The organism is Microcella daejeonensis, from assembly GCF_026625045.1.
Classification (GTDB): Bacteria; Actinomycetota; Actinomycetes; order Actinomycetales; family Microbacteriaceae; genus Microcella; species Microcella daejeonensis.
In genome coordinates, this window is the sequence record NZ_CP113089.1 from 1,263,167 (window position 1) to 1,282,348 (window position 19,182).

At 73.0% G+C, this 19,182-nt stretch carries 17 protein-coding genes; 6 read left to right on the forward strand and 11 right to left on the reverse strand.

Going from position 1 to position 19,182, the window contains the following annotated elements; all coding sequences use genetic code 11:
- Positions 1-544: 544 nt before the first annotated feature.
- On the reverse strand, positions 545-2,680 hold the full coding sequence (locus OVN18_RS06115) for an acetate--CoA ligase (protein ID WP_267782714.1): 2,136 nt from the start codon (positions 2,678-2,680) through the stop codon (positions 545-547).
- 201 nt (positions 2,681-2,881) lie between these two features.
- The gene (locus OVN18_RS06120) at positions 2,882-3,496 is read right to left on the reverse strand and encodes a hypothetical protein (RefSeq protein ID WP_267782716.1); all 615 of its coding nucleotides are present in this window, start codon (positions 3,494-3,496) and stop codon (positions 2,882-2,884) included.
- Between the two features lie 288 nt (positions 3,497-3,784).
- Between OVN18_RS06120 and OVN18_RS06125 the strand changes: the two genes are divergently transcribed.
- The 3 genes from OVN18_RS06125 (at position 3,785) to OVN18_RS06135 (ending at position 6,172) form a co-directional block, all read left to right on the forward strand.
- Positions 3,785-4,711, forward strand: a complete 927-nt coding sequence (locus tag OVN18_RS06125; protein ID WP_267782717.1) for a pseudouridine-5'-phosphate glycosidase — start codon at positions 3,785-3,787, stop codon at positions 4,709-4,711.
- Positions 4,712-4,713: 2 nt separating this feature from the next.
- On the forward strand, positions 4,714-5,616 hold the full coding sequence (locus OVN18_RS06130; RefSeq protein WP_267782718.1) for a carbohydrate kinase family protein: 903 nt from the start codon (positions 4,714-4,716) through the stop codon (positions 5,614-5,616).
- 76 nt (positions 5,617-5,692) lie between these two features.
- Entirely contained in the window at positions 5,693-6,172 is a 480-nt protein-coding gene (locus tag OVN18_RS06135) for a VanZ family protein (protein ID WP_267782720.1), read from the forward strand.
- Between the two features lie 43 nt (positions 6,173-6,215).
- Here OVN18_RS06135 and OVN18_RS06140 read toward each other — a convergent pair whose 3' ends face one another.
- The 3 genes from OVN18_RS06140 to OVN18_RS06150 form a co-directional block, all read right to left on the reverse strand.
- Positions 6,216-7,106 (reverse strand): EamA family transporter, encoded by an 891-nt coding sequence (locus tag OVN18_RS06140; RefSeq protein WP_267782722.1) that lies wholly within the window; start codon positions 7,104-7,106, stop codon positions 6,216-6,218.
- 127 nt (positions 7,107-7,233) lie between these two features.
- Complete coding sequence (locus OVN18_RS06145; protein WP_267782724.1) at positions 7,234-7,653, reverse strand: hypothetical protein; 420 nt, start codon at positions 7,651-7,653, stop codon at positions 7,234-7,236.
- Positions 7,654-7,789: 136 nt separating this feature from the next.
- On the reverse strand, positions 7,790-9,157 hold the full coding sequence (locus OVN18_RS06150; RefSeq protein WP_267782726.1) for a cryptochrome/photolyase family protein: 1,368 nt from the start codon (positions 9,155-9,157) through the stop codon (positions 7,790-7,792).
- Between the two features lie 158 nt (positions 9,158-9,315).
- Here OVN18_RS06150 and OVN18_RS06155 point away from each other — a divergent pair, with 158 nt between their 5' ends.
- Positions 9,316-10,134 carry a hypothetical protein gene (locus OVN18_RS06155; RefSeq protein WP_267782727.1) on the forward strand — a complete coding sequence of 273 codons (819 nt, stop codon included), beginning with the start codon at positions 9,316-9,318 and terminating at the stop codon, positions 10,132-10,134.
- Here the strand turns inward: OVN18_RS06155 and OVN18_RS06160 are convergent.
- The 5 genes from OVN18_RS06160 to OVN18_RS06180 all read right to left on the reverse strand — a co-directional run bounded on the left by OVN18_RS06160 (position 10,103) and on the right by OVN18_RS06180 (position 15,765).
- Positions 10,103-10,555: a MarR family winged helix-turn-helix transcriptional regulator gene (locus OVN18_RS06160; protein ID WP_267738751.1), complete on the reverse strand. Its 453-nt coding sequence runs from the start codon at positions 10,553-10,555 to the stop codon at positions 10,103-10,105. The two genes, OVN18_RS06155 and OVN18_RS06160, sit on opposite strands and share 32 nt — an antisense overlap.
- A gap of 307 nt (positions 10,556-10,862) precedes the next feature.
- Positions 10,863-12,578: a glycoside hydrolase family 13 protein gene (locus tag OVN18_RS06165; RefSeq protein WP_267782729.1), complete on the reverse strand. Its 1,716-nt coding sequence runs from the start codon at positions 12,576-12,578 to the stop codon at positions 10,863-10,865.
- A gap of 37 nt (positions 12,579-12,615) precedes the next feature.
- On the reverse strand, positions 12,616-13,527 hold the full coding sequence (locus OVN18_RS06170; protein WP_267782730.1) for a carbohydrate ABC transporter permease: 912 nt from the start codon (positions 13,525-13,527) through the stop codon (positions 12,616-12,618).
- The gene (locus OVN18_RS06175; RefSeq protein WP_267782732.1) at positions 13,527-14,465 is read right to left on the reverse strand and encodes a carbohydrate ABC transporter permease; all 939 of its coding nucleotides are present in this window, start codon (positions 14,463-14,465) and stop codon (positions 13,527-13,529) included. The genes OVN18_RS06170 and OVN18_RS06175 overlap by 1 nt, the downstream gene beginning before the upstream one ends.
- Before the next feature lie 28 nt (positions 14,466-14,493).
- Positions 14,494-15,765 carry an ABC transporter substrate-binding protein gene (locus OVN18_RS06180; protein ID WP_407666069.1) on the reverse strand — a complete coding sequence of 424 codons (1,272 nt, stop codon included), beginning with the start codon at positions 15,763-15,765 and terminating at the stop codon, positions 14,494-14,496.
- An 88-nt stretch (positions 15,766-15,853) separates the two neighbouring features.
- Between OVN18_RS06180 and OVN18_RS06185 the strand changes: the two genes are divergently transcribed.
- Both OVN18_RS06185 and OVN18_RS06190 read left to right on the forward strand, forming a co-directional pair.
- Positions 15,854-17,128, forward strand: a complete 1,275-nt coding sequence (locus OVN18_RS06185; protein WP_267782733.1) for an ROK family protein — start codon at positions 15,854-15,856, stop codon at positions 17,126-17,128.
- A 158-nt stretch (positions 17,129-17,286) separates the two neighbouring features.
- Positions 17,287-18,363 carry an alkene reductase gene (locus OVN18_RS06190; protein WP_267782735.1) on the forward strand — a complete coding sequence of 359 codons (1,077 nt, stop codon included), beginning with the start codon at positions 17,287-17,289 and terminating at the stop codon, positions 18,361-18,363.
- 10 nt (positions 18,364-18,373) lie between these two features.
- Here the strand turns inward: OVN18_RS06190 and OVN18_RS06195 are convergent, their stop codons facing one another.
- Positions 18,374-19,105: a winged helix-turn-helix domain-containing protein gene (locus OVN18_RS06195; RefSeq protein ID WP_267782942.1), complete on the reverse strand. Its 732-nt coding sequence runs from the start codon at positions 19,103-19,105 to the stop codon at positions 18,374-18,376.
- Positions 19,106-19,182 lie beyond the last annotated feature (77 nt).

The window sequence follows — 19,182 nt, forward strand, 5'->3', positions numbered from 1 at the left end:
CCGCCTCGCCCGTCGGCCCTGCTCGCCCGCCTCGCCCGTCGGCCCTGCTCGCCCGCCTCGCCCGGGGCTTCGTCTGGCCGTCGCGCTCGCCCACGGTGATCCTCGCACCACCTCGCGCGAGGGGCGCTACTCCGCGCGCGAGGCCTCGCCCCTCGCCCCGTCTCGCCCGATGGCGCCCTCGCCGGTCGTGTTCGAGCCCGCACCGCGGTCCTCAGCAGCTCCTCCCGCGCGCCTTCCACAACTGCGGAACGGGTGAGCGCGATTCACGCGATCCGCAGTTGTGGAAGGGCCGAGAGAGAGGAAGCCGGCCGGCGGGCCCGACGGCAGGGAAGGTGGCCGAGCGCCGCACGCCGGCCTCGCACGCCGGCCTCGCACACTGGCCTTGCACACTGGCCTCGCACCCCGGCCTCGCGACCCGGCCCGATGATGCGGCGCCGCAACCCCTCCCCGCGAAGCGCCACGGCGACCCGGCCCCGCGAAGCGCCACGGCGGCCCGCCCCCGCGACCCGCCCCCGGTCTCGCCGCCGCGCCACGCCGCAGGAGGTCAGGCCCGCTCGCCCACGATCGCCGTGATGGCCGGCACGACCGACTCGTCCTGCAGCGAGGTCGTGTCGCCGAGCGGGCGACCGTCGAGCACGTCGCCGAGCAGGCGGCGCATGATCTTGCCCGAGCGCGTCTTCGGAAGGTCGGGCACGAGCACCACGTGCTTCGGCTTCGCGACGGGGCCGATCGCGCGGGCGATGTGGGCGGCGAGCTCGGCCCGGGCATCCACCGCCGCCTGCCGCCACGCGAGCAGCGCCGCCTCGTCGAGCGAGGCCGCCTCGTCGAGCAAGGCCCCCTCGTCGAGCGAGGCCGCCGCCTTGCGCGCGCCCCCCGCGTCGAGCGAGGCCCCCGCCTTGCGCGCGCCCCCCGCCTCGGGGGACGCCGCGGAGGACAGACCCTCCGGTCGGGAGACCGGCACGACGAACGCCGCGACCGCCTGCCCGGTGACGGCATCGGCCACTCCGACCACGCCGGCCTCGGCGACGAGCGGGTGCGCGACGAGCGCCGACTCGATCTCGATCGTCGAGAGGCGGTGCCCCGAGACGTTGATCACGTCGTCGATGCGCCCCTGCAGCCGGATGCGGCCCTCGGCGTCGGCCGTCGCTCCGTCACCGGCGAGGAACAGGCCCTGCGCGGCGAACCGGCTGAAGTACGCGGCGCGGTAGCGGTCGTGGTCGCCCCAGACCGTGCGGGCCATGGCGGGCCAACGTCCGGCGATGGTGATGAGGGCGCTCGAGCCGGCAGGGGCATCCACCCCGCTCTCGTCGACGAGCCGCACCGACAGGCCCGGCAGCGGCAGCCCCGCTGCGCCCGGAACCCCGTCGTGCACGCCTGGCAGCGTCGAGACGATCGCGGCGCCCGACTCCGACTGCCACCACGTGTCGACGATCGGCGCCCGCCCGCCCCCGATCCGCTCGTGGAACCACACCCAGGCCTCGGGGTTGATCGCCTCGCCGACCGTGCCCAGCAGGCGCACCGACGACAGGTCGAACGACGCCGGGAACCCGTCGGGGAACCGCGCCATGAACGTGCGGATGAGCGTCGGCGCCGTGTAGTACACGGTGACGCCGAGCCGCTCGATGATCTCGGCGTGCCGCGTCGGCGCCGGGTGGTCGGGGGAGCCCTCGGCGATGACGATCGCGGCGCCGTTCGACAGCGGGCCGTAGAGCACGTACGTGTGCGCGGTGACCCACGCCAGGTCCGCCGTGCACCAGTACACGTCGGAGGGCTTCGCGTCGAAGAGCGCCCAGTGGCTCCAGCTCGCCTGCACGAGGTAGCCGCCCGTCGAGTGCACGACGCCCTTCGGCTTACCCGTGGTGCCGCTCGTGTACGTGATGAAGAGGGGATGCTCCGCCTCGAGCGCCGGCGGGGTGTGCGACGAGGGCTGCGCGCCGACGGCCTCGTGCCACCAGACGTCGCGCCCGTCCGTCCAGTCGAGGGAGGACCCGGTGCGACGCACCACGAGCACGTGCCGCACGTGGTCGAGCCCCGCGACGGCCTCGTCGACGATGCCCTTGACCGGCACGGCCGCCCCGCGCCGGAACTGCCCGTCGCTCGCGATCACCGCCGCCGCGCCCGTGTCGGCGACGCGGAACCGCAGCGCCTCGGCCGAGAACCCGCCGAAGACGAGGGAGTGCACGGCGCCGATGCGCGCGCAGGCGAGGGCCGCCACGACGGTCTCGACGAGCACCGGCAGGTAGATGACGACGCGGTCGCCGGGCCCGATGCCGAGCGCCTCGAGCGCGTGCGCGGCCTGCGCGACGCGGCGCTGCAGCTCGGCGTAGGTGACGGTCTCGCGGTCGCCGCGCTCGCCCTCGAAGTGCAGCGCGACGGAATCGCCGCGGCCCGCGTCGACGTGCTGGTCGACGCAGACGACGCTCGCGTTGAGCCGGCCGCCGTCGAACCAGGTCGCGCGGGGGCTCAGCGGGTCGTCGTCGCTCGGCGGCGTCCACTCGTGCACCGACAACCAGCGCTCGGCCCACGGCAGGCGCTCGGCCTGCTGCTGCCAGAAGGCGAGCGGGTCATCCGGGTAGTCGGCGAGAACCGCCTCGGTCACGTTCGCCGCGGCCGCGAAGGCGGCGGGCGGCGGGTACCGGCGGTCGTCGTGAACGGGGGTGGATGCTCGCAGCTCGCTCATCGTGCCTCCCACGGTAGGCGGCGCACCCGGGCGCGCGCCCCGTGCCGCGTCACGCGCCGTCACATCCGCGCGCCACGGCGCCGGAGCGGCCGCGCCCGCACGCAGCGGAGCGGGGCCCGTGCCACCGCACGAGCCCCGCTCCGGTCCTGCAGCGGTCGGCGCGCGAACGCGCCGACCGGGTCATCCGATCATCCGGATGGATCAGCCGAGGATGTCGCCCAGGCCGAGGTCGAGGTCGCTCGTGATGCCGTCGACGAGGCCGTCGACCGAGCCGGTCACGTCGCCGACGATGCCGTCGACGTCGACGACGTCGGTGACGTCGCCCACGATGCCGTCGACGTCGGCGACGTCGCTCACGTCACCGAGGTCGACGTTGGTCTCGTTGCCCGAGCCGATGGGGGCCTGCACGTCGTTGCCCGAACCGATGGCGTTGCCCGACCCGATGTCGCCGACCTCGGGGGCCACCACGACGGGGCTCTCGTTCGAGATGTCGCCGCCGTTGATGTCGCCACCGGTCACGTCGCCGACGAGGCCGTCGACCGAGGTGTCGCCGCCGGTCACGTCGCCCAGCAGGCCGCTGATGGTCGCGTCGCCGGAGAAGCCGTCGATCGTGCCGTCGAGCAGGTCGGCGAAGGTGGTGTCGCTCGTGATGCTGTCGAGCAGGTCGCTCGTGAGCACCGTCTCGGGGGCGACGGTGGTGGTGGACTCGGTGGTGTCGTCGGCCATCGCGGGGGCGGCGAAGCCGGCGGTGAGCAGGCCGGCGGCGGCGATCGCCGAGAGGGTGCCAATGGTCTTCTTCGAGGTGAACGTGTTCATGGTGATGAACCTTTCTTCCTGTTCGGGTTCGGGCCCGGTTCTCATCGGGGACGGTGTCGAACCGTTCCCGCCGGGCACATGGAGGCATCCGGAACGCGGCGGCCACCGGTTTGGCGGATGCGGCCGGAACGACCCCCGTTCGGGGGTGGAACGACGGTTTGCTGTGAGAACCTGGGAGCGTTCCGGCCCGGAATGACGGGCCTCCACCGGTCGAGGCGATCGGATGCTGGAAACCTCCTCCACGTGCGTCGTCGCCTCTCGTGGTAACCCCGCGGATACGCTGACGACGTGACCACCGCGAGCAGCGCTCCCGCCTCCCTCCGCCTCTCCGACGAGGTCGCCTCGGCGCTCGCCGAGGGCCGCCCGGTCGTCGCGCTCGAGTCGACGATCATCAGCCACGGGCTGCCCCGCCCGCGCAATCACGAGGCCGCGATCGAGTTCGAGGCGATCCTGCGCGAGCAGGGCGTCACGCCGGCGACGATCGCGGTGCTCGACGGCGTGCCGCGCATCGGCCTCGACGCCGAGGGTGTGCGCCGCATCGCCGAGGAGGATCTGGCGAAGGCGAGCGTGCGCGATCTGCCGATCCTCATGGGCCGGGCCGCCAGCGGGGCGACGACCGTCGCGGCGACCGCGCACCTCGCCTCCCTCGCCGGCATCCGCGTCTTCGCCACCGGCGGGCTCGGCGGCGTGCACCGCGGGGCGAGCGAGGCCTTCGACGAGTCGGCCGACCTCTCGACCCTCGCCGTCACGCCCATCACGGTGGTCTCGGCCGGGGTGAAGAGCGTGCTCGACATCGCGGCGACCCTCGAGCGGCTCGAGACGTACTCGGTGCCGGTGATCGGGCTCGGCACGAGCGTGTTCCCGAGCTTCTGGCTGCGCGAGAGCGCGTTCACCCTCGACTGGTCGGTCGACGACGCGGCCCAGGTCGCCGCCGTCATGGCCGCGCACGACGCGCTCGGGCACCGCCAGGGCATCGTCGTGGCGAACCCCATCCCGGCCCATCAGCAGTGGGATCCCGCCGAGCACGACCGCGTGCTCGCCGAGGCCTTCGCGCTCGCCGAGGCGGCGGGGGTCACGGGCAAGGCGGTCACGCCGTTCCTGCTCGGAACGATCGTCGAGCTCTCGGGCGGCCGCAGCCTCGAGGTCAACCTCGACCTGGCGCGCAACAACGCGGCCGTCGCGGGCCGCATCGCCGCTGCCTGGGCGGCGCGCTGAGAATGGTGGATGCCCGCCGCGCCCTCGTCGTCGGCGACGTCATCGACGACCTCATCGTCGTGCCGAGCGGACCGGTGCGGCCCGACACCGACACGACCGCGCGCATCACCCGCAGCCCCGGCGGCAGCGCCGCGAACACCGCCGCCTGGCTCGCCGCCCTCGGAGCGCCGGTCGACCTCGTCGCGCGGGTCGGAGCGGGGCGGCGCGAGCTCCACGCGGCCGAGCTCGCCGCCGCGGGCGTCACCGCCCACCTCAGCGAGGACGCCGAGCGCGGCACCGGCACGATCGTCATCATCGTCGAGGGCGACCGTCGCGCCATGCTCACCGATCGCGGCGCCAACGCCACCCTCGACCCGGCGGAGGTGACCGACGCCCTGCTCGACGCGGCGGGCGCTCTGCATCTGACGGGGTACTCGCTCTTCGACGCCCTCGACCCCGCGGCGCTGCACGACCTCGTGGCGCGGGCCCGCCATCGCGGCGTCGCGGTGTTGTTCGACCCGGGGTCGGCGGGGTTCATCGCCGACTACGGCGTCGCGCGCTTCACCGCCGCCGTGCGGGGCGTCGACCTGCTGCTGCCCAACCTCGACGAGGGCCGCCTGCTGGCGGGCCTCGACGAGCGCTCCGAGGCCCCGGCCGTCGCCGAGGCGCTGCTCGACCTCGCTCCGGCCGTGATGCTCACGTGCGGAGCGGTCGGCGTCGTGATCGCCGAGCGCGAGGGGGGCATCCGATCGATGGATGCCCGCCCCGTCATCACCGTCGACCCGACCGGTGCCGGCGACGCCTTCACCGCGGGCGTCATCGCCGCGCGCCTGCGGGGCGCCGACCTCGACGCTGCCGCCCTCGCGGGCATGGCGGCCGCGGCGACGGCCGTCGGCAGGGTCGGAGGTCGGCCATCGAGGCAGTAGTCGGGAGCCGGGCGGGCCGGCGCCGATCGGCGCGACCGCGCAGGTCGCTCATGGTCGCGTCGGGGAGAGTGTCGGCATGGTCCGCCTCCGACTGACCGCGCTGGTGCTCGGCGCGGCGTACACCGCGCTGCTGCTGCTGTTCACGCTCAGCCCGGTGTCGCAGCTGTACGTGGGGTCGGAGGCGCAGCAGGGCGTGCTCAGCTGGGGCAGCTGGCTGGACCCGCAGACGTGGGCGGAGGGCACGCTCGTCGAGTTCGCCGCCAACATCGCGATCTTCATCCCCTGGGGGGTGCTCGCGCTCCTCGCGGTCGGGGTGAGGCGCTGGTGGCTCGCGGCCGCGGGCGGCGTCCTCCTCACCTGGGTCATCGAGGTCGCGCAGATCCCTCTCGCCCGCATCTCCGATCCGCGCGACCTCATCGCCAATACCGCGGGGGCCGTCCTGGGCGTCGGCATCGCCGCTCTGCTGTCGGTGATCGGCGCGCGATCGCGGCGACGCGGGGAAGCACGGGCCCGGCGCTCACCATCCCCGCTGCGCCCCGCCCCGGCGCCCCGCTAGCGGATCCGCGCGGGCAGCTCCCCGCCGCCGGAGCACCCAAGGCTCAGCCGAGCGGGGGCACGACCGGCTCGGGGCCGTCCCGGCGTGGCCGACCGAAGGCGACGGCGCCGATCGAGGCCGCGATGACGAGCGCGATCGCGATGAGCTGGATGCCCGTCAGCAGCTGCCCGAGCACGACGAGCCCGGCGAGCGCCGCGACGGCCGGGCCGAGGCTCGACAGCACGCCGAAGACGCGCGTGGGCATGCGCTTGAGAGCCAGGAACTCCAGCGCGTACGGCACCGCCGAGGTCAGCACGGCGATGCCGGCGAACGTCAGCAGCAGCACGGGCTGCGCGCCGACCGCGGTCGCGGCGGGGGCGGCGCCCAGCGGCACGACGACGAGCGCGGCGACGAGCATCGCCATCGCGAGCCCGTCGACGCCGCGGGCGCGGGGGCCGAGGCGCGCCGAGGCCACGATGTACAGCGCCCAGAACGCGGCCGCCCCCGCGGCGAGCAGCAGCCCGAGCGGATCGAGCGAGCCGCCGTCGCCGTCGAGACCGAGCAGCACGACGCCGAGGGCGGCGAGCGCGACCCAGGCGAGGTCGCGCGCCCGGCGGGTGCCCGCGACGGCGACCGCGAGCGGTCCGAGCAGCTCGATCGTGACGGCGACCCCGAGGGGGATGCGGTCGATCGCGAGGTAGATGAGAGCGTTCATGCCCGCGAGGCCCGCGCCGAGGGCCGCGACGCCGAGCCAGGTGCGACGATCCCATCCGCGCACCCGGGGCCGGATCACCGCGAGCAGGATGGCGGCGGCGAAGCCGAGCCGCAGCGCCGCGGCCCCGAGCGGACCGACCTGGTCGAAGAACGAGCCGGCGATCGCGTTGCCGAACTGCACCGAGACGATCGCCGTGACGGCGAGCGCCGCAGGAGGGACGGGGGTGCGGTCGCGCGTCACCGTGCCAGTCTGCCCCAGCGCGAGCGGGCCCCCGCGCAGACGGAACGCCTGGCGGCCCTGGGTGGGGCTGCCGGGCGTTCCGGGGAGGGGAGGCGCGACCCGAACGCGCGTCCCGAGCGGGTGGGGCCTAGTCGCTCGAGCCGACCGAGGCCGGGCTCTGCGCCGAGACGGGGCTCGCGGGGGAGACCGGGCTCGGCACCGAGACGGGGCTCGCGGGCGTGACGGGCGAGGGCACCGACACCGGCGAGACGGGCGTCGGCACCGTCACGGGGCTCTGCACGCTCTGCGCCGACACGGGCGTGGCGACCGAGGCGGCCGTCGCCGGCGAGGGGGTCACGATGCTGTCGCTCTGCACGGAGAAGCTGACGTCGGCGCTCTGGCCGCTGCCCTTCACGTCGGTGGTGACGTCGTTCAGGCCGGGCACGGTCGCGCCGGTGCTGCCCTCGGTGAGGGTCATGGCGTTGGCGGCGGCGGTCGCGCCGCCGGCGAGCAGGCCGAGGCCGAGCACGGAGGTGGCGCTGACGGCGATCCAGGTCTTCTTCTGCATGGTCTTCTCTTCTCCTCGGTCGTACGGAGGTCGTACGGAAGTCGGTGGGGGAGGGCTGCCCCTCCCGATGACTCCATCGTGCTGACCCCGGATGAGACCGGAAGGAGGCCTGCGTGAGAGGCCTCTCATGTGCGGATCAGCTCCGAGCGGCCGCCTTGACCTCCTCGTAGGCGTCGAGCGCCGCCTGCCGCGATTGCTTCAGGTCGACGATCGGCTCGGGGTAGGCGGGCGTTCCCGCCTCGGGGACCCAGCGGTTGACGTAGAGCCCGTGCCCGTCGAACTTCTTCGCCTGCAGCTCGGGGTTGAACACCCGGAAGTACGGTGCCGCATCGGCCCCCGAGCCGGCGACCCACTGCCACGAGGCCGAGTTGTTGGCCTCGTCGGCGTCGACCAGGCAGTCCCAGAACCAGGCCTCGCCCTCGCGCCAGTCGATGCGCAGGTTCTTCGTCAGGAAGCTCGCCGTGACCATGCGCACGCGGTTGTGCATGTAGCCGGTGCGCCACAGCTCGCGCATGCCCGCATCGACGAGGGGGATGCCCGTGCGCCCGTGCTGCCACGCCTCCAGCTCGCCGGCCTCGGGCCTCCGCCACGGCATCGCGTCGAACTCGGGTCGGAAGTTCTTGCGCCCCAGCTCGGTGAAGTGGAACAGGATCGTGTAGGAGAACTCGCGCCAGCCGAGCTCGCTGAGGAACTTCGCGCGATTCTTCCGGGCCGAGGCATCGAGGTCGCGCTGGAGGCGGTGCCAGATCTGGAACGGGCTGAGCTCGCCGAACTTCAGGTGCGGGCTGAGCATGCTCGTCGCCGGCACGGCGGGCTCGTCGCGGCGGTGGTACTCGCCGAGGTGCTCGTCGGCGAAGGCCTCGAGCCGCTCGTGGGCTCCGGCCTCGCCCGGGGTCCACGTCTCGCGCAGGCCCTCGGCCCAGTCGGGCGCGGTCGGCAGCAGCTCCCAGTCATCGAGGTCGTCGCTCGCGACGCCCTCGACGCCCTCGAGCGCCGAGGGCGCGTCGAGCGGTTCGCGGGGCTCGCCCGCCGCGAGGCACGCGCGCCAGAACGGCGTGAACACCTTGAAGGGGGTGCCCGAGCCCGTGCGGATCGTCCACGGCTCGAACAGCAGCGAGCCCTGGAAGCTCTGCACCTCGAGCCCCTCCTCGGTGAAGCGGGTCTTGAGCTCGGCGTCGACCTCGCGGGCGGCGCCGTAGCGGCGGTTCCAGTAGACGGCCCCGGCGCCGGACTGCTCGACGAGGGCGGGCAGCTCGGTGCGGGCGCTGCCGCGGCGCAGGGTGAGGTCGGCGCCGAGCGCGCGCAGGGCATCCCGCAGGCGCTCGAGGGAGTGGTGCAACCACCACCGGCTCGCGGCCCCGAGCGGGCGTACCTCGGGCGAGGCGTCGTCGAGCAGGTAGAGCACGATCACCGGGCCGCCCCGCCGGACGGCGGCGTCGAGGGCGGGGTTGTCGGTGATGCGCAGGTCATCGCGCAGCCACACGATGCTGGGGGATGGCCTCATAGCCGCCAGGCTACGGGCACCCGGGGGTAGCCTCTCTGGAAGGTTCCCGAATGGTCGATGACAGCCCGCAACCCTCCCCCGGCATCGTGCCCTCCGCCGCCCGTGACGATGCACGCGCGGCCGTTCGGACTGTGCTCGATCATGCCGAGCGACTCGGGGTGCGCAGCATCATCGCGGGCGGTCCGGTCTTCGTCCTCCACGGCCTCATCTCGCCGCGTCCCGCCCCCGCCGCGAACCTCGTCATCGACCCGGCGGGCGAGACCGCGCTGCTCGGCGCCCTCGGAGCGGAGGGGTGGGTCCCCGCCTCGATGCGGCCCTCCCTCGCCCCCGGCGGGGCCCTCGGACTGCGGCACGTCCCCTCCGGCGCGCTGCTGAACCTGTACCCGCTGCTGCCCGGCTTCAGCGTGCATCCCGCGGTCGCGTTCGAGCACCTGTGGGAGTGGCGGGTGCCGATGCGCGCCTACGACCGCGACGTCGCCGCCGTCGACCGCCTCGTCACCATGATCCTCGCCGTGCACGACAACCTCGGGCCGCGCGCGGCGGCGCCCCCGCCCGAGTCGGTCACCGCCATCCTCCTCGAGCACTTCCTCGCCGAGATCACCAACGACGAGCTCGAGCGCGTGCCCGTGCTCATCGCGGGACTGCGCGCCGAGGCGGTCATGCGCCGGTTCTGCGCCGCCCTGGGGCTGCCGCCGATGGCCGCGCGCATGCCCTCGCGCGCCTACGCCCAGCGGCGCTGGGCCCTCGACGAGGTCGGCCACGGCGACCGGCTGCTGCTCGCCTCGCTCGATGCGACTCCGGGCTATAGCGGCGCGGTGCAGCGCGACGTGCGGGCGGCGAGACGATGGATGCTCGCTCGCGCCCCGCTCGAGCTGCCGCACCTGCTCGGCACCGTGCTGGGGGCATCCCGTCGCCGGCGTCGCCGCCTGCGCGAGGCGCTCGGGCTCAGCCCCGCAGGCGGTCGCAGAGCGCGGTGAGCTGCACGAGCTCCTCGGGCGTGAGGCTGCCCCCCACGCGGCGGGAGATCGACTCGGCGTGCACGACCGCCACCCGCTTGAACAGTCGGTAGCCCTCGTCGGTGAGCGCGACGATCGTGCCGCGCGCGTCGCTCGGGTCGGGCTGCTTCTCGACCAGACCGCGGCCGGCGAGCCGGTCGATCATGCGGCTGACGCTCGGCTGGCTCAGCAGCAGGTGGGGGATGAGGTCGCGGATGCGCATCCGGCGCTCGGGCTGGCGGCTGAGGTTGAACAGCACGTCGTACTCGGTGAACGAGATCTCGGCCGTCGGGAACTCCGCCGAGAGCTGCCGCAGCACCGAGACCTGGGCGCGGAACAACGATTCCCATGCGTCGATGGCGAGCGTCTTGTCGGTCACGACCGCAACTCTATGCACTCGCATAGGGATTGTGTACGCAGGGCGCACACGGAGGGTCGCGACTGCGCTGATCTTTCCTGGCTGCGACGGCGTCGATCGTTCAGGGCCGCGAGCGGCCCTCCGCGCCGATGGTTCAGGGCCGCGAGCGGCCCCGGACATGGTGAAGGCCCGGCCGCCGAGGCGAGCGACCGGGCCTCTTCCCTTGCACCAAGAGTGTCCTGCAATCACATTCCGCGGAGGCTGCCACAGCAAACAACCTCTGCTGACACCGACTGTATAACGGCCAGGTAACGGTGTCTAGTTACCGGTTCGTTATTTTTCTGGGAGATCCCTATGCGGGGCGATCGCCCTCGTCGTCGACCCGGATCCAGGCCGTCGTGGCCGGCGGCAGCACTGCTCCCGACAGCGATCGGCTCGCCAGCAGCACCTCGTCGCCGGGCGCGAGCGGGGCATCCCCGTCGCCGAAGTTGGTGACCACGTGCCAGCCGCCGGGGCGGGCGAAACGCACCACCTGCGCATCGCCGGTCGGTACCCAGCGCAGCGACTCGGCGCCCTGCAGCTCGTGGCGCAGCGCGAGCGCGGCGCGGTAGAGCTCGAGCGTCGAGGAGGGGTCGTCCTCCTGCGTCTCGACGGCGTGCTCGGCGAACCAGTCGGGCTGCGGCAGGTGGCTGCCGCCCGGGCCGAAGCCGAAGCTCGGTCCCTCGGCGCTCCACGGCAGCGGAACGCGGCACCCGTCGCGACCGAGTTCGACGCCGGGGTTGCGGAAGAAGGTCGGATCCTGCCGCTCGACGTCGGGGATGGTCGCGACCTCGTGCAGACCGAGCTCCTCGCCCTGGTAGAGGTAGGCCGAGCCGGGCAGGCCGAGCACGAACAGGCTCGCGGCGCGAGCGCGCGCGAGACCCGCGGCGCGGTCGAGCGCGCTCTCGGGGCCGCCGGCGAGCAGCCAGGCGTTGCCGTGCTTCTCGACCGGTCGGCCGTCGGCGCTGCGCGCGGGGCGGTCGAGGCCGTACCGGGTCGCGTGGCGCACGACGTCGTGGTTCGAGAGCACCCACGTCGTCGACGAGCCCGAGGCGGCGGCGAGGCGCAGGTTGTCGTCGACGATGCTCACGAACTGCTCGGCGTCGAAATCGGCTTCGAGCAGATCGAAGTTGAAGGCCTGCCCGAGCCCCTCGGCGCTCGCGTAGCGCGGGCGGCGGTGCGGGGCGACCCACGCCTCGGCGACGGCCGTGCGGGGCGGGTCGTACTCGTCGAAGACGCGGCGCCACTCGGCGTAGACCTCGTGCACGTCGTCCCGGTCGATGATCGGGTGGTCGCCCTCGCGGGGCAGGGCATCCATCTCTGCCTGCGAGGGCAGCGGCTCGGTGAGGTCCTTCGTCAGCATGTGGGCGACGTCGATGCGGAACCCGGCGACGCCGCGGTCCGACCAGAAGCGCAGCGTGGTGAGGAAGTCGTCGCGCACCTCGCGGTTCGCCCAGTTGAGGTCGGGCTGCTCGGGCGCGAAGTTGTGGAAGTACCACTGCCCGTCCGCCACTCGGTGCCAGGCCGGACCGCCGAAGACGGAGACCCAGTCGGTCGGCGGCTCGGCGCCGTCCGGTCCGCGGCCGTCGCGGAAGATGTAGCGATCGCGCGCGGGCGATCCGGCGGGCGAGGCGAGGGCCTCCTGGAACCAGGTGTGCTGATCGCTCGTGTGGTTGGGCACGATGTCGACGATGGTGCGGATGCCCTCGGCCTCCAGCGCGGCGATGAGCGCGTCCATGTCCTCCAGGGTGCCGAGCCGCGGGTCGACGGCGCGGTAGTCGGCCACGTCGTACCCGCCGTCGGCGAGCTCGGAGGGGTAGAAGGGGCTCAGCCACACCGCGTCGATGCCGAGCCGCGCCAGGTAGGGCACGCGCGCCGTGATTCCGGCGATGTCGCCGATGCCGTCGCCGTTCCGATCGGCGAAGGAGCGCGGGTAGATCTGGTAGACGGCGGCCTGCCGCCACCAGGCGGCATCGGCACGGGCGCGGTCGGGAGCGGTGAGGGTCTCGAGGGTCACGAGGCGGAGCATCCTTTCGAAGGGGGTGGATCGGTGCGGGGAGGTCGGGTCAGCCCTTGACGGCGCCCTGCGTGACGCCCTCCATGACCCAGCGCTGCGCGAACAGGTAGACGATGATCGCGGGCGCCATGGCCATGAGGTACGAGGCGAACGACACGTGGTAGTTGTTGCTGAACTGGGTCTGGAAGATGCTCTGCACGACCGGCAGCGACTGCATCGACGGGTCGGAGATGATGAGCGACGGCATCATGAAGTCGTTCCACGAGGCCAGGAAGGCGAAGATGCCGACCGTCGCGCTCATGGGCGCCAGCAGGGGGAACGTCAGGCGCCAGAAGGTCTGCCAGGTGGATGCTCCGTCGATGCGCGCGCTCTCCTCGAGCTCGGCGGGGATGGAGCGCAGGAACGCCGTGAACAGCAGGATGCTGAAGCTCAGCTGGAACATGACGTGCAGCAGGATCACGCCGCCGGGGTTGTCGAGCCCCAGCAGCCCGGTGAGCTGGATCTGCGGCAGCGCCACGACGGGGAACGGCAGGAACATCGCCGCGAGCAGGTAGTAGAAGGAGTACCGGAAGAACTTCTTCTCCCAGTTGCGCGCGATGGCGAAGGCTGCCGTCGAGGCGAGCAGGATCGTGCCGGTGACGGCGCCGGCGGTTATGAGCACGGAGACGCCGAACGCGGTGGGGAAGTCGGTGAGCTGCCATGCCGTGACGAAGCCCTCGACGCTGAACGGCGCGGGCAGGGCGAAGGCGTTGCCGTCGACGGCTTGGGCGGGCGTCTTGAACGCCATCGAGATCGTGACGTAGAGCGGCACGATCACGGTGATCGCGCAGAGCGCGAGCAGGATCGTGGTGCTCCAGCGGGGCCGCCCGCCGCCGCGGCCGGCGCGGGGCGCGCGGTCGGCGGATCGGGGTTCGCGCGCGCGGGGCGCGTCGGTCGGGGGGAGGGTCTGGGCGATCGCCATCAGAGCACGTTCCTTCCGCGGGTCAGTCGGAGCTGGATGAGGGAGACGCCGATGGCGATGAGGAAGAAGATGGTGGCGTTCGCCATCTGGTACGCGTAGTCGCCGCCTGTGAAGCCCGTGACGATGGTCATCGCGATGCTGCGGGTGGCCGTGCCCGGACCGCCGTCGGTGAGGCCGACGATTATGTCGTAGGCGTTGAGGAAGTTCTTGAAGCCGAGGATCACGTTGATGACGACGTAGCCGGCGACGAGCGGCAGGGTCACCCGCAGCAGCTGCTGGCGCCCGGTGGCCCCGTCGATCGACGCGGCCTCGTAGACCTCGCCGGGGATGGCGAGCAGGCCCGCGATGTAGATGAGCAGCGTTCCCGGGATCGCCTGCCAGGCGGTGACGATGACGATGCCGATCCAGGCGAGCGACGGATCGGCGAGGATGCTCTGCGAGAGCACCTCGATGCCGAGGGCCTGCCCCAGCGCTGGCACGGAGTTGGAGAAGAGGAAGTTGAAGACGTAGGCGATGATGATGCCCGAGATCACCATCGGGATCACGAAGACCGTGCGCAGGCCCGTCACGAAGCGGATGCGCGAGGTGAGCCCCACCGCGAGCAGGAACGCGATCGCGTTGACGAGCAGCACGGTCACGGCCGCGAAGCCGAGGGTGAAGCCGTAGCTCTGCCAGATCGCGGGGTCGGAGAAGACCGCGATGTAGTTGGTGAGACCGGTCAGCTGCCAGTCGCCGAAGCCGATCGAGTTCGTGAAGCTGAAGAAGATGCCGAGGACGGCGGGCACCGTGATGGCGAGCGTGAACAGCGCGAGCGCCGGCACGAGGAAGACGTAGTACAGCGGCTCGGTGCGACGGCGGCGTCGCGGGGCGGCCGGAGCGGTCGACGTCGACGTCGGCGTCGCCTCCGATGCCGCCGGCGCCTGCGGGGCGAGGGTCATGATGCTCTCCTGATTCCTGGTCGGCCGGTCATCCGCGCAGGGCGAGGCGAGCCCAGTCGGCGTCCATGGTGCGAAGGATGCTCTCGACGCTGCCCGCGCCCGTGACGAGCCCCTGCACGTAGTTGTCGGTGGGGATCGTCAGCGGGATCGCCTTCGAGGGCCCCTGGTAGAACCGCGCCGTGTCGAAGTACTCGCGCATGCCGACGATGCGGGGGTCGGTGACCGGAGCGGCATCGACGGTCGTGCCGTATCCCAGTTGAGCGGCGTTGTAGTCGTTCATCACCTCGGGCTGGAAGAGGTACTGGAGGAAGTCGCGGGCCGCGCCCTTGTTCGGGCTCGCCTCCGGGATCCAGGCGGCGAGGTCGATGTTGACGCGCACCTCGAGGTCGTCGGGGTCGTCGGTCATCGGCAGCGGGAACGTGCCCACCTCGAGGTCGGGGGCGCTCTTGGCGATCTCGCCGAGGGCCCAGGGGCCCTGCAGGTACATCGCGGCCTGCCCCTGCGCGAAGGCGAGGTTGCCGTCGCCGTATCCCCGGCTGTTCGCGTCGGGATTCGTGTACTCGCGGGCGAGCTCGAGCATGCGCTCGACGGGCTCGCTCATCGTCTGCTCGAAGGAGACGGGTGCATCGGGGCCGACCTCCGTGCCGAGCTCGTTCAGCTGCTCGTAGAACTCGTCGACCTCGATCGTGCCGCCGACGGTGTAGTCGAACCACCCCTGCGACACCGTCCACGGGTCGGCGAAGGTGCCGTAGAACGGCGTGATGCCCGCGGCCTCGAGAGCCTCGCAGACGGCGATGAGTTCGTCGTAGGTCTGCGGCACCTCGAGTCCCTGCTGCTCGAAGATCTCGACGTTGTAGATGACGGATGCGGCCATGACCGAGTACGGCAGCACGCTCGTGCGCCCCGGATAGGTCGCGTACTGGTCGACGAGGTCCTGCACCTCGGGCAGGATCCGGTCGGCCTCCGGCAGGTCGGAGAGGTCGCTGAGCGCCCCGCGCTCCATGAAGCGCGCCATCTCCATGTTGTAGTTCAGGAGCCCGAGATCCGGCGGGTTGCCCCGCAGGAACCCCGCTTGAAGATTGGACGAGGAGTCGAGCTCGACCCGCACCTCGCTCTGCGCGGCGTTGTACTCGGCGATCAGCTCGCGGAAGTACGGGATCGCCTCGGGCTTGCTGAGGTGGAACTGGATCTCGGTGCGGCCGGAGTCGGCGCTGCAGGCGCTCGCGGTGAGAGCCAGGGCGGCGGCGGCGGCCGCCGCGGCGAGAGCGCGCAGGCCCCCGCGTCGTCTCGAGGTGGTCACGTCGTCGTCGTCCTTCCTCCGCCCGTCATTGGGCGCAGTCGCGGGAGCAGTTCATCCGATAAGTAGATTTACACATCGAATAAAGCCGATGGGCACCATACTGCAAGCAGGACTCCGAAAGGTCAACCCCTCGATGCGCTCCGTCACCGCCGATCCCCCCGCCGCTCAGCGGCGGTCGAGCCTGCTCGCGGTCCTCGAGATCGCGTGGGCCTCCGGGCCGTTCACCGCGACGGATGCGATGACGGCCGGGCTCACGCGCTCCACCACGATCGACGTGCTCGACGAGCTCCGCGATCGCGGGCTCCTGCGCGAGCTGCCGAACTCCCGGGCCGCCGGCGAGTACAGCAAGGGCAGGCCCTCGCGGCGCTTCGAGCTGCACGCGCGAGCCGGGGTCGTGGTCGGCATGGACGCGGGCGCCGGGCACCTCACGACCGTCGTCGCCGACCTGCGCGGCGCGACCCTCGTCACGCGGCACCGCACCGCCGATAACGAGGAGTCGGCCGAGAGCCGTCGGGCGACCGTGGCCGCGGCGCTCGACGACGCGCTCGCTGCGGCCGGCCGCAGCCGATCCGAGGTCGTCGCGCTCTGCGTCGGGGTGCCCGCGCCCGTCGACGCCCGCGGCGAGTCGCCGCCGCACCGCACCGGCTTCTGGCGGCGCATGAACCCGGGGCTCCTCGGGATGCTGGCGGAGAGCATCCCGATCGTGCGCGTCGAGAACGACGCGCTGCTCGCCGCCGTCGCCGAGCGCACCATCGGTGCCGCGATCGGCGTCGACGACGTCGTCACCCTGCTCGGCGGCGACCGGCTCGGAGCGGGCATCGTCGTCGATGGCCACCTGCTGCGCGGGGCGCACGGCGGCGTCGGGGAGATGGTCGCGTTCGACCACGTTCCCGGCGTCGAGAGCGCCGACGGCCTCTCGGGGCGCCTCGCCGACCGCGCCCGCACGCTCGTCGAGGAGGGTCTCGCGACAGCGGGCGGGGCGCTCGCGGCGGTGCCCGCCGCCCGGATCGACGCGCCCCTCGTGGTGCGCCTCGCGCGCGAGGGCGATGCCGACGCGCTCGCGGTCGTGCGCGGCGTCGCGGCCGTGCTCGCCGAGATCACGGCGGTGTTCGGCAGCCTCTTCGACCCCGCGCGCGTCGTCGTGACGGGCGGCGTGGCGGCGGGGGCTGATCTGCTCATCGCGCAGGCGCGCGGCATGATGCCCGCCCAGCTCGACCTGCCCGCTCCCGAGCTCGTGGCCTCCGAGCTCGGCGCCGAGGCGGTGGTCGCCGGCGCGGTCTTCCACGCCGTGCACCACGCCCGCGCAGGGGCGCTCGATCTGCCCGCCTTCGCACTGCCGGCCGCCGAGCGCTCGCTCGTCTGAGGCGGCTCCCTCCCGTCGGTGAGGAGGAGGGGCGGTGCGCGCTCCCCGCGTTCGGCGCGATCCCACAGCCTTTCCCCGGGTTCGATCCGGAATGCCTCGGGGGAGCGGGCGGGTTGTCCCCCGAGTGGCCGATTCGGTCGCGGAAAGGATCTGACCCCATGACTCTGCTCTCCCCGCTCGCGCTCGGCGCGATCTCCCTGCCCAACCGCCTCGTGATGGCGCCCATGACCCGCACCCGCTCCGGCGATGACGGCGTGCCCGGCCCGCTCGTGGCCGAGTACTACGCCCAGCGCGCCTCCTCCGGCCTCATCATCACCGAGGGCGTGTACCCGAGCCACGAGTCGCGCGCCTACGCCGGACAGCCCGGCATCGTCACCGAGGAGCAGCAGGCGGGCTGGGCGCGGGTCGCCGAGGCCGTGCGCGGCGCCGGCGGACGGATGTTCATGCAGGTCATGCACGGCGGGCGCGTCTCGCACACCGCCATCACCGGCACCGAGCGCATCGTGGCCCCCTCCGCGATCGCGATCGAGGGCGAGGTGCGCCTCGGCGACGGCTCGAAGGCGCCCTACCCCGTGCCCGCGGCGCTGACCGCGGACGAGCTCGCGACCGTGCGCGACGAGTTCGTCGCCGCATCCCGCCGCGCCATCGACGCCGGCCTCGACGGGGTCGAGCTGCACTCGGCCAACGGCTACCTTCTGCACGAGTTCCTCTCGCCGCACTCGAACGTGCGGGACGACGCCTACGGCGGTTCCCCCGAGGCGCGGGCGCGCTTCGTGATCGAGGTGGCCGAGGCCGTGGTCGCCGAGGTCGGCGCCGACCGGGTCGGCATCCGCATCTCGCCCTCGCACAACATCCAGGACGTGCTCGAGACCGACGCCGACGACGTGCGGCAGACCTACACCGCGCTCGTGCGCGGACTCGCCCCGCTGGGCCTCGCCTACCTGAGCGTGCTGCACGCCGAGCCCGCGGGCGAGCTCGTGCAGTCGCTGCGACGCGACTTCGGCGGAGCGGTCATCGCCAACTCGGGCTTCGGCGTCGTGACGACGCGCGAAGAGGCCGGCGCGCTCGTCGACGACGACATCGCCGACGCGGTCGCGATCGGCCGGCCGTACATCGCGAACCCCGACCTGGTCGAGCGCTGGGATCGCGGGGCGGAGCTCAACGCGGTCGACGAGGCCACCGTCTACACCGGCGGCGCCTCCGGATACACCGACTACCCGCGGCTGAGCGCCTGAGCCGGGTCGGCTAGAAGAAGTCGGGCGAGGGCGTCGAGGCGTACCGGATCGACACGTCCGCGTGGCGGTCGAACCGGTACCCCGCGCCCCGCACGGTGCGCACGATGTCCTCGTAGCCCTCGAGCTTCGCGCGCAGGCGGCGCACGTGCACGTCGATCGTGCGCTCGTTGGGCACGTCGTCGCCTTCGGCCGCATCGGCCCACAGCGCGCTGATGAGCTCGGCCCGCTCGACGGTGCGACCCTCGCGCAGCACCAGGTACTGCAGCAGCTCGAACTCCTTGTACGTGAGCGGCGAGGTCTCGCCGTCGAGCACGACCCGCTTGCGCGAGATGTCGATCACGACGCCCTCGACGGGCTTCTCGGGGGCGGGCTCGGTGCGGCGGTAGCGGGCGAGCGCCGCGGGATCCTGCAGGGCGAGGCGCACGACGTCGACATCGCGCCCGCCCGCGCCCGCGGGAGCGAGGGCGACGGCGGCGTGGGTCTCGGCGCCCGGCGCGAGATCGGCGGCGACGCGCTTGAGCTCGCTCACGAGCCGGCCGAGGTCGATGCCGGCGGCGGCCGCCTTCTTCTCGTCGAGGCCGACGTAGAGCACGAAGCCGCGCGCCTCGGTGCCCTCGGGCACGGCGCGCAGGCGCGGGTTCTGCCCCGGAGCGGTCGCGGCCGGGCCCGCCGGCGGCGCGGGGCGGAGCCCGGGAGCGGGCGAGCGGTGGGGAGCACGGGTGTCGAGTGCGGCGAGAGACATGGTCGAGATGCTTTCTGCGGAGTCGAACGGCTCGTCGCGCGCAGAGGCGACGGGGTTCGGCAGCGGTGATGCGGCGG

Bases quoted from the DNA above. Each gene is read 5' to 3' on its own strand.
- OVN18_RS06190 (WP_267782735.1), top strand. From the start codon at position 17,287: ATGACTCTGCTCTCCCCGCTCGCGCTCGGCGCGATCTCCCTGCCCAAC.
- OVN18_RS06145 (WP_267782724.1), bottom strand. From the start codon at position 7,653: ATGCAGAAGAAGACCTGGATCGCCGTCAGCGCCACCTCCGTGCTCGGC.
- OVN18_RS06130 (WP_267782718.1), top strand. From the start codon at position 4,714: ATGGTGGATGCCCGCCGCGCCCTCGTCGTCGGCGACGTCATCGACGAC.
- OVN18_RS06135 (WP_267782720.1), top strand. From the start codon at position 5,693: ATGGTCCGCCTCCGACTGACCGCGCTGGTGCTCGGCGCGGCGTACACC.
- OVN18_RS06170 (WP_267782730.1), bottom strand. From the start codon at position 13,527: ATGGCGATCGCCCAGACCCTCCCCCCGACCGACGCGCCCCGCGCGCGC.
- OVN18_RS06160 (WP_267738751.1), bottom strand. From the start codon at position 10,555: ATGCGAGTGCATAGAGTTGCGGTCGTGACCGACAAGACGCTCGCCATC.
- OVN18_RS06195 (WP_267782942.1), bottom strand. From the start codon at position 19,105: ATGTCTCTCGCCGCACTCGACACCCGTGCTCCCCACCGCTCGCCCGCT.
- OVN18_RS06120 (WP_267782716.1), bottom strand. From the start codon at position 3,496: ATGAACACGTTCACCTCGAAGAAGACCATTGGCACCCTCTCGGCGATC.
- OVN18_RS06185 (WP_267782733.1), top strand. From the start codon at position 15,854: ATGGGCACCATACTGCAAGCAGGACTCCGAAAGGTCAACCCCTCGATG.
- OVN18_RS06150 (WP_267782726.1), bottom strand. From the start codon at position 9,157: ATGAGGCCATCCCCCAGCATCGTGTGGCTGCGCGATGACCTGCGCATC.
- OVN18_RS06165 (WP_267782729.1), bottom strand. From the start codon at position 12,578: ATGCTCCGCCTCGTGACCCTCGAGACCCTCACCGCTCCCGACCGCGCC.
- OVN18_RS06175 (WP_267782732.1), bottom strand. From the start codon at position 14,465: ATGACCCTCGCCCCGCAGGCGCCGGCGGCATCGGAGGCGACGCCGACG.
- OVN18_RS06115 (WP_267782714.1), bottom strand. From the start codon at position 2,680: ATGAGCGAGCTGCGAGCATCCACCCCCGTTCACGACGACCGCCGGTAC.